At 35.2% G+C, this 7151-nt stretch carries 6 protein-coding genes and 1 pseudogene; 6 read left to right on the top strand and 1 reads right to left on the bottom strand.

Annotated elements, in window-relative coordinates; translation table 11 throughout:
* Positions 1–390: 390 nt before the first annotated feature.
* From recA to plsY, 6 genes are all read left to right on the top strand, one after another.
* Positions 391–1458 (top strand): recombinase RecA, encoded by a 1068-nt coding sequence (gene recA, locus OZD63_RS03895; RefSeq protein WP_274979855.1) that lies wholly within the window; start codon positions 391–393, stop codon positions 1456–1458.
* Positions 1459–1645: 187 nt separating this feature from the next.
* Positions 1646–2338 (top strand): phosphatidylserine decarboxylase, encoded by a 693-nt coding sequence (locus OZD63_RS03890; RefSeq protein WP_275008171.1) that lies wholly within the window; start codon positions 1646–1648, stop codon positions 2336–2338.
* Positions 2335–3105, top strand: a complete 771-nt coding sequence (locus OZD63_RS03885) for a CDP-alcohol phosphatidyltransferase family protein (protein ID WP_274979857.1) — start codon at positions 2335–2337, stop codon at positions 3103–3105. The genes OZD63_RS03890 and OZD63_RS03885 overlap by 4 nt, the downstream gene beginning before the upstream one ends.
* A gap of 22 nt (positions 3106–3127) precedes the next feature.
* Positions 3128–4471: an alanine/glycine:cation symporter family protein gene (locus OZD63_RS03880; RefSeq protein ID WP_274979858.1), complete on the top strand. Its 1344-nt coding sequence runs from the start codon at positions 3128–3130 to the stop codon at positions 4469–4471.
* 1 nt (position 4472) lies between these two features.
* Positions 4473–5939, top strand: a complete 1467-nt coding sequence (locus OZD63_RS03875) for an alanine/glycine:cation symporter family protein (RefSeq protein ID WP_275008170.1) — start codon at positions 4473–4475, stop codon at positions 5937–5939.
* A 147-nt stretch (positions 5940–6086) separates the two neighbouring features.
* Positions 6087–6659 (top strand): glycerol-3-phosphate 1-O-acyltransferase PlsY, encoded by a 573-nt coding sequence (plsY, locus tag OZD63_RS03870; RefSeq protein ID WP_007548744.1) that lies wholly within the window; start codon positions 6087–6089, stop codon positions 6657–6659.
* On the opposite strand, the pseudogene OZD63_RS03865 reads toward plsY, so the two are convergent.
* A pseudogene (locus OZD63_RS03865) lies at positions 6654–7151 on the bottom strand (hypothetical protein); the annotation flags it as partial. The gene plsY and the pseudogene OZD63_RS03865 sit on opposite strands and share 6 nt — an antisense overlap.

Raw genomic sequence — 7151 nt, 5'->3', positions numbered from 1 at the left:
AACACCAGCTTGCAAATGATTGTCCTTTCCTTCATTTCTCTCCTATTACGAAGATTTTAAACAGGTTCTAAGAGGTGTCATTCAAGTAGCTGACACTGGAATGGCTTTGTTGCATCGCACCTTATACGGTAGTAATTTACAATAAATTCGTGTAGCCATTTCGAATTTAGTCATTTCAGTGTTGGCTACTTGGATGACACCACCTGCTATGCTGCAAATTGCAACGTCCGTACACTAAAGTATAGTGTGTTACTAACGAAGGCAAACAAATATCTGCTTTATGAAAACGTTAATATTTTTCATTGAAATAATACATAAATACTAGAAAAACCTTGGCAGGTTATTCGCGTTTGATTATCATAGAGAATTATATAAATTAATAAATGATCTATGGCAAGTAACCCAGAAGAAAGAAATAGTGATAAACAAAAAGCGCTAGATAACGCAATAAGCCAGATTGAAAAAGCATTCGGTAAAGGTGCAATAATGAAGTTGAAGCAAAACCCTGTAGAAAAAATAGACACAATATCCACAGGATCAATTGCGCTTGATTCGGCTCTAGGTGTTGGAGGTCTGCCAAAAGGGCGTATAATTGAAATATTTGGCCCCGAGAGTTCTGGTAAAACCACTCTTGCCCTGCACGTGATTGCTGAAGCACAAAAAAAAGGAGGATCATGCGCATTTATCGATGCAGAACATGCATTGGATGTCTCATATGCTCGTAAACTTGGGGTGAGCACTGATGATTTAGTGATTTCACAACCAGACACTGGAGAGCAGGCGTTGCATATTGTTGAGTATTTAGTGTGTTCTGGTGCGGTTGATGTGATAGTTATTGACTCTGTCGCAGCATTAACTCCAAGAGCTGAAATTGAAGGTGATATGGGTGATCAACATATGGGGCTGCAAGCAAGGCTTCTAAGTCATGGGCTACGGAAACTAACCTCTGCCGTTTCAAAAGCGAACTGTATATTGATATTTATTAATCAAATTCGTATGAAAATAGGAGTAGTGTATGGAAATCCTGAAACTACCACGGGTGGAAATGCATTAAAATTCTATACTTCTGTAAGGCTTGATATAAGAAAAGTTGGTGTAATAAAAGACAAAGAAAATATTACAGGTAATGAAACAAGAGTTAAAGTTGTAAAAAATAAAGTTGCTCCTCCATTTAGAGAAGCGAAATTTGATATAATGTACAATGAAGGTATATCAAAACTCGGAGAAATAATAGATATGGGAGCAAAGCTTGGTGTGCTTGAAAAAGCAGGCGCTTACTATTCATATAACAACACACGTCTTGGGCAAGGAAGAGAGAATGTAAAAACTTACCTAAAAACAAACAAAGAAGTCGCAAATGAAATAGAAACGAAAATCAGAGATTTACTCAGAAATCATGATAATTCTATCATAATAGACGAGGATAGTGAGCAACTTTTAGAAGAATCAGTTTTCTGATCTAAACTTAGGCATTAGATTTTGTGTTGGACGGGTTGTTACAGTATGACGGTAATTCTATGTGCTAATATAACAATCTGTAATGTTACCTTGTATCAAAAAGACTTTGCTGAAGCAGTTAAAAAAAGCTTTTCATGAGAAATTATAAATGATAAATTGTTAACAATAGGTTATTGTTAATAAGATTATGTGTTTTGGTTTACCTAATGTAAACAGGGAAGGTTATTCATTTATAGTAGTTTCCTTTATAGTAACGTGTATAGCATTCTCTATATCTTGGGGGTTTGGCGTTACGTGCTTGTTTCCGACATTATTGTGTACTTATTTCTTTCGTGATCCAGCAAGAGCTGTGCCAAACAATAAGAATCTTATATTAAGTCCTGCTGATGGTGTGATTTCAAAAATTGAAGAAGTTAATTATCCTTTATCAGCAGAAAACGGAGAGGAGAAGAAGTTTACGCTTGTTAGCATGTTTTTAAGTGTTTTGAACGTCCATGTGAACCGTATACCAATATCTGGTACGATAAAGGAAATGAGTTATAAAAAAGGCAAGTTTGTATCCGCAATGAGCAATAGGTCTAGTAATGAAAATGAAAAGCAGGTTATTGTAATTGAATACGAAAAGGGGAAAGAAATTATTGTGGAGCAAATAGCTGGACTAATTGCACGTCGTATCGTTTGTAATTTAGGAATATCCCAGAACGTAAAAGCAGGTGAAAGGTTTGGAATTATAAGGTTTGGCAGTAGAGTGAATATCTATGTTCCTGCTGATACAGAAGTCAGAGTTTCAGAAGGGCAAACTGTTATTGGTGGTGAAACAATTATAGCAAACTTAAATAAGGAAAACGTTCAAGAGAAGCTTACTTTTGACGTTATATGAATAACGATGGAAGTAACAGTAGATTCTTACCTATTACTAAATTATTCCCAAACTTTATAACTTTATTGGGTTTATGTTCTGGTCTCACTTCACTTAAATTTACATTTAATGAACAATGGGAATTCTCAGTAATTTTTATCATCATTGCAGCAATAATAGATGGAATGGATGGCAGAATAGCTAGAATTCTAAAATCAACTAGCGATTTTGGAGCCCAGCTTGATTCTTTTGCAGATTTTCTAAATTTTGGTGCAGCGCCTGCATTTCTTTTGTATTTTTGGAAGCTAAACGAAATCAAAGTCATAGGTTGGATTTTAGTAATGATATACGTAATCTCCATATCAATAAGACTTGCAAGATTTAATGTTTCGCTACACTCAGAACAACCATACTGGGAAAAATTTTTCTTTTCTGGTGTTCCAGCTCCAGTGTGTGCTTTACTTTCTTTGTTACCAATAATTATTACCTTTCAATCTCATGAGAGTGAATACTTACTTCTCATAGAGCGATTTTTTAACACAAGAAACGTAGCTTGTTACTTTCTGGCCATTTCATTTTTTTCGATAAGTCACATTCCAACTTTCTCTGCAAAATATATTTATATTCCCAAAAGCCTATCCTATATATTTGTGTCATTTTTTGGAGTACTTATTGTATTTTTCATCAGTAAGCCCTGGATGACTCTACCAATTTTAGGTATAGTGTATACACTTACTATTCCAATAAGCATCGGGTTTTACATATATTTTACATATAAAACTCGTTAGCTAACAAAAAATAGAAAACTGCATGATTTTGAAGATAAGTGAACTATTAAATTCATTTCTGTATACAAAGATATTCAACATTCCATTTATAATTATTTGGGTAATTGCAACTGGAATCTTTTGTACTGCCCAGTTCAAATTCATTAACTTTAGGTTACTTAAATATGGAATACAGACGCTATTCAATCTAAAGTGTAATAACAGCAACAATGGCATAATCACTCATATTCAAGCGTTTGCAACAGTAATTTCAGGAACAGTTGGTCTTGGAACAATATCAGGAGTTGCAATAGCTATCACAATAGGGGGCCCAAGTGCAGTTTTTTGGATGGTAATTACCGGAATACTTGGTATGTCGATAAAGTTTGCCGAGGTGGTGCTTGCATTTACTTATCGCTCTGAAAATACAACTGGCGGGGCTTTTTATTACATGAAGTACGGGCTTGCAAAAATTGGATTTGCAAAAACTGGTAGATTTCTTGCCTTCACTTATGCGATTATGCTACTTATTGCAATGATTTTGGGCGGTATACCATTTCAAGCAAATCAAATAGCAGCACTATCAAATAACCTCCTAGAATACAACGCATCCATTATTATATCCCTGCTTGTCTTTATTGTAATATTGGGAGGAATAAAGCGCATTGCTTTCGTTTCAACGAGCTTAGCACCAATTATGATAGTGCTATATGTGGGTATGTGTATATATTTAATTTATGTAAACGGAAGTAATTTGCTGAATGCTCTATCCATAATATTCCAAGATATCTTCAATAAATCAGCTATAGGAAGCGGAGTATTGAGCGGATTAATAGCCGGAGTGAGAAGATCAGTGTTTGCTAACGAAGCAGGTACCGGAACAGCAGCTATAGCACATTCAGCTGTAAAAGAAGAAGATCCAATTAAAGTTGGGTGCGTTGCAATGATTGCACCACTTATAGACACAATATTAATCTCATTTTTGACTGGTATTGTGATAATTATCACTGGTATGCATAGCACTGATAACGTGGGTGATATTACACTAATTAGTTCGATATTTTCAACAGCTTTGCCCTTGTTCAGCAAGTTAGTTTTTCCGCTAATGATGTTTTCCTTTGCATTTTCCACAATAATAGCTTATTGTTGCTACTGCGAAGTTGCTTTGCTGTATTTATTTGGTAGTAAAAAAATACTGATACCGTTCCAAATTCTTATAGTGGTTTCAGTGTATATCAGCTGTATGTCAAAGAATATAGAATTTATATCTTATCTAGGTGACAGTTTGTTTATGTGCCTTATGATTCCGAATGCTGTTGCAATATATCTACTAAGAAGGGAAGTTTTGAATACAATAGATTCTTATTACAATTCTAAAGGGTATTAACATGATTTATAGATTGCTTTGTATGGTGTTATTTTGCCTATTGTTTAATGATGTGTACGCTGCTTCAGGTTTTTACGAAAGTTATGACGCTGTGTTGAACGGAATAAATAATTTCATGAATGAAGTACTGTTTTTCAAGATCCTTTACGTGCCATTTATAATCCTTCTACTGGTTTTTGGTTATGTGTTTCTAACATTACGGTTTAGATTTCTCAACATAAGAATGTTTAAGCATGCATTTGCTATTTTATGTGGAAAATATGACACGAATCACCATGATGGTCATATTACGCATTTTCAGGCATTTATGACTGCACTTTCAAGCACAGTAGGTCTTGGAACTGTTGCTGGAGTCGCAATTGCAGTTTCAATGGGAGGGCCAGGAGCGGTGCCTTGGATGATGATTACAGGTTTTTTTGGTATGTCAGCAAAATTTGCTGAGGTAACGTTGGCGTTTAGACATAGAACAGAAGATCAGGACCAATTGTTTAGTGGTCCCTTTCAGTATATAAGGAATGGTCTGGAGGAATTTGGATTTAAAAAACTTGGTATTGTGCTGGCTGCCATGTATGCAGTATTCTTTGTATTATCAGGTCTTGGTGGAAGTGTAGCGTTTCAAACCAATCAAATGGTTTCAATATTATCTGGCTATTCAAGTTGGGTAGATGGTCACTCTTGGTTTCTTTCTTCCATAATCTCTGCGCTGCTTGCTCTAGTGATTATTGGCGGAATTAAAAGGATAGCTAGAGTATCTTCTGCACTAGTGCCTATTATGTCACTTATATATATCTTTAGTTGTATTATTATTATTGCATTTAATATTCATAACCTTGGTTATACGTTAAAAATATTATTTTCCACTATGATAGATTTCAATGCTGTTGGTGGAGGGATGGTAGGAGCATTTGTTGCTGGAATTCAAAGGGCAATCTTTGCCAGCGAAGCGGGTGTTGGTTCTGCTTCAATTACTCATGCAACAACTAAAGATGAAGAACCAGTAAGAACTGGGCTTGTTGCTATGATAGAACCATGCTTTGACACAATGTTAATTTGCTGTTTAACAGGAATAACAATAGTAATAACAGGTGCATACCAGACTAGTGTTGGTGAAGGGATATTAATTACTCAAAAGGCATTTGAGACAGTTTCTCCATGGTTTCCTATACTTTTAACCATAGCTGCACCTTTGTTTGCATTTTCTTCGGTAATTTCATTTGTATATTGTTGTGAAATGGGGTGGTTATATTTGTTTGGTGCAAAAAGTATAGTGATATATCGCATAGCGGTAATAATTGTGGCGTTTTTCTCTGGCCTTTCTAAAGACATAATGGCTATTGCTAATATTGGCGGAACTTTATTCTCTTGTTTAGCTCTTATCAACATGACAGCGCTTATACTGTTTAGTAATCAGATTAACGAGGAAGTTCAGTGCTACCTAAAAAGGCTGAGGAATAATAAAATCAATTAAATTTTGGCATATGCGGAGAGGTATAGCTATAATAAGTAAGATTTCCCTACGTCGTACCGCGATTTATTCGCAGTATCTCAGCATAGATCCCGCTAACAAGCAGCGGGATGACGAAATTTTGCGATTATTAATCAGTAAATTTTACCTGTGTTAGTTATAGTCCTTACACTATCCTACATACTCGGTTCAATACCGTTTAGCTTAATTATTACAAGAATAAAAGGGATAAACTTAAGAGAAGTAGGTTCAGGAAACATTGGTGCTACAAACGTTGCAAGGACGGGAAATAAATTTCTTGCTGCTTTGGCATTATTTCTGGATTCCTTCAAGGGATTTATTGCCGTTTATATAGCACAACAATTTTGTGATAATAACGATTTTTATATATATGTATCTGCAATTTTAGCAGTTTTAGGACACATGTTTCCTATTTGGCTAAAATTCAGTGGAGGAAAGGGCGTTGCAACCACTCTAGGGATACTGATAGCATTTAACATTGATATTACTTTAGTATTCGTAATAATTTGGATAATAGTCTTTCTTGCCTTTAGATACTCTTCCCTTGCTTCACTCAGTGCTACTTCAACGGCTGTAGCATGGTCCTTTTTTTTTCAGAGGAATTTGTTCTTAACATTACTAATTATAGGAGCACTGGTCTTCCTAAAACACCACAGAAATATTGTGAATCTTCTGCAAGGTAAGGAAAATAAATTTTTATAAGTGTGCTGACTCTGTTGCTATATTACTAACAGATACTTCACGCGAGAAACGACTTGAGACTACTTCTTCTACTTCTTTTATCATTTCTTCCATGTTTTTTCCACTTTTCTTACATGCATCATCAAGTGCTAATTTTAGTTTACGTATATCATTCTCTTCTAGCATCTTATTCATTTCTTTTTTCGTTATCTCTAATTTTTTTAGTAAGATGTTCTCCATTATCTCTCTCTCATCACCTTCATACTGGCCACTTAGTCTGCTATATGCAATGCAACACTTCTTTTCTCGCGGCAAGGTTGACAGACCCCGCAATGTAACATCCACTTGAACTTCTATAGAGTTAACTTCCCTAGCCTTTTCAGCAGCTTCTGACCTAAATTTCTCAACTTCTCCTATTATTATTTTGTTAGCTATTCTTTTAGCTCCATCCAAAGATGAATCCTTGAGAGAAAAATCTGTCTCGAGTAGATCTCGATTTAATAGCTCTAAGAA

It is taken from the genome of Wolbachia endosymbiont of Drosophila leontia, assembly GCF_028981785.1.
GTDB lineage: Bacteria > Pseudomonadota > Alphaproteobacteria > Rickettsiales > Anaplasmataceae > Wolbachia > Wolbachia pipientis.
Note: the sequence above shows the minus strand (reverse complement) of the source record. Positions and strands in the feature narration are given on the sequence as shown.